Raw genomic sequence first — 2,105 nt, forward strand, 5'->3', positions numbered from 1 at the left:
CGCAGATCGCCGAGCCAGGCACGTATCGTGTCTCGACCGACGGCAGCGTCAACGGATACATCAACCCGCGGCTGGCCTTCGGGCACGGCAGCACGTACGGCTGGCTGGCGTGGGCTTGCGGCGGGTTGGCCGCGCTCGGCCTGCTCGGGCTCATCGTGGCGCTGTTCTGGTCGGCACGGGCGGCCAAGGCCGCGCGGCCACTGGCGCCGGAGGAGGTCGTCGACGTGGACGGGCCACCGAGGCTTCACGCGGTGTCACGCCCCGCGTCGGCCTACCAGCCGGATGAGTCGGGCGTGCGGCTCGAGCAGCTCAAGCAGCTGGCCGCCCTTCGGGATTCGGGGGCGTTGAGCGAGGCCGAGTTCGAGGCGGAGAAGCGCCGAATCCTGAAGTGGGGCACGGGTTCGCGCGGGAACTAGCTAGTGCCCGCGGGCCACCCACTCGTCGTAGTTGACGAGCTCGTCACCGATGGTGGTCGAATCGCCGTGACCGGTGTAGACGACGGTCTCGCTGGGTAGCTTCCCCAACCTGCCCGAGATCGACTCGAGGATGGTGGGGAAGTCGGAGAACGACCGCCCCGTCGCGCCGGGACCGCCCTGGAACAGGGTGTCGCCGGAGAACACCGCGTTCAGCTCGGGCGCGTGCCAACACACCGAACCCGGCGAGTGACCCGGGGTGTGCAGGGCGCGCAGCTCGGTGCCCGCCACCCGCAGGGTGTCGCCGTCGGCGACGGTGCGGAAGTCGCTGTCCGGGTGTGTCATTCGCCACAGCACGTCATCGGCCGGGTGCATCAGCACCGGGGCGTCGAGCGCTTGGCCCAGCTCGGGCGCGACCGTCACATGGTCGTTGTGCCCGTGCGTGCAGACGACCGCCACCACGTGCCTGCCGCCGACGGCGTTGACGATCGGCCCCGCATCGTGTGCGGCGTCGAAGACGATCACCTCGGAGTCGTCGCCTACGATCCAGATGTTGTTGTCGACTTCCCAACTGCCGCCGTCGAGTTCGAATGTGCCGTGCGTGACCACCCGGCCGATCGGTCCGCCGTTCATTTCAACACCACCACCGATCGGAGCACCGGGTCTGTTTCGGAGCCGCCGTGCATTTTGTGGAACGCCTCCTCGACGTCGTCGATACCGATGCGTTCGGTGACGAACTTGTCCAGCGGCAGCCGACCCTGCAGGTAGAGGCTGATCAGGGTGGGGAAGTCGCGTTCCGGCAGGCAGTCGCCGTACCACGACGACTTCAGCGAACCGCCGCGGGAGAAGAAGTCGATCAGCGGCATCTCCAGCGTCATGTCCGGTGTCGGAACACCCACCAGCACAACGGTTCCGGCCAGGTCTCTGGCGTAGAACGCCTGTTTCCAGGTCTCGGGTCTGCCGACGGCGTCGATGACCACGTCGGCGCCGAACCCGTCGGTGAGATCCTGGATCGTCTCCACCGGGTCGAGTTCGCGGGCGTTGATGGTGTGGGTCGCGCCGAAGTCGCGCGCCCAGTCCAGCTTCCTGTCGTCGGTGTCGACGGCGATGATGCGCTTGGCGCCGACCAGTCGCGCACCCGCGATGGCCGCGTCGCCGACGCCGCCGCAGCCGATCACCGCGACCGTGTCATCGCGGCCGACGGCGCCGGTGTTGACCGCCGCGCCCAGTCCCGCCATCACGCCGCAGCCCAGCAGGCCGGCGACGGCCGGGTCGGCGGCGGGATCGACCTTGGTGCACTGGCCTTCGTGCACGAGCGTCTTGTCGGCGAACGCGCCGATGCCCAGGGCCGGGGTCAGCTCCGTGCCGTCGGTCAGCGTCATCTTCTGCGCGGCGTTGTGGGTGTTGAAACACAGGTGCGGACGACCGCGTTTGCAGGCCCGACACTGGCCGCAGACCGCGCGCCAGTTCAGGATCACGAAGTCGCCGGGCTCGACGTTGGTGACCCCGACGCCGATGGACTCGACGGTGCCCGCGGCCTCATGGCCCAGCAGGAACGGGAACTCGTCGTTGATACCGCCCTCGCGGTAGGTCAGGTCGGTGTGGCAGACCCCGCAGGCGATGATGTCGACCACCACCTCACCCGGACCGGGGTCGGGGATCACGACGTCCACGACCTCGACTGGCTCACCC

The 2,105-nt window shown here is 68.9% G+C and carries 3 protein-coding genes; 1 reads left to right on the top strand and 2 read right to left on the bottom strand.

Annotation, left to right across the window (positions count from 1 at the left end; all coding sequences use genetic code 11):
- A partial coding sequence (locus tag A5698_RS04400) for an SHOCT domain-containing protein (protein ID WP_197506655.1) occupies positions 1-416 on the top strand: 416 nt, incomplete at its 5' end.
- Here the strand turns inward: A5698_RS04400 and A5698_RS04405 are convergent.
- Both A5698_RS04405 and A5698_RS04410 read right to left on the bottom strand, forming a co-directional pair.
- Complete coding sequence (locus tag A5698_RS04405; RefSeq protein WP_067087909.1) at positions 417-1,046, bottom strand: MBL fold metallo-hydrolase; 630 nt, start codon at positions 1,044-1,046, stop codon at positions 417-419.
- A partial coding sequence (locus A5698_RS04410; protein ID WP_068293701.1) for an S-(hydroxymethyl)mycothiol dehydrogenase occupies positions 1,043-2,105 on the bottom strand: 1,063 nt, incomplete at its 5' end. The genes A5698_RS04410 and A5698_RS04405, both read right to left, overlap by 4 nt.

The sequence above is a fragment of the Mycobacterium sp. E136 genome (assembly GCF_001666865.1).
Classification (GTDB): domain Bacteria; phylum Actinomycetota; class Actinomycetes; order Mycobacteriales; family Mycobacteriaceae; genus Mycobacterium.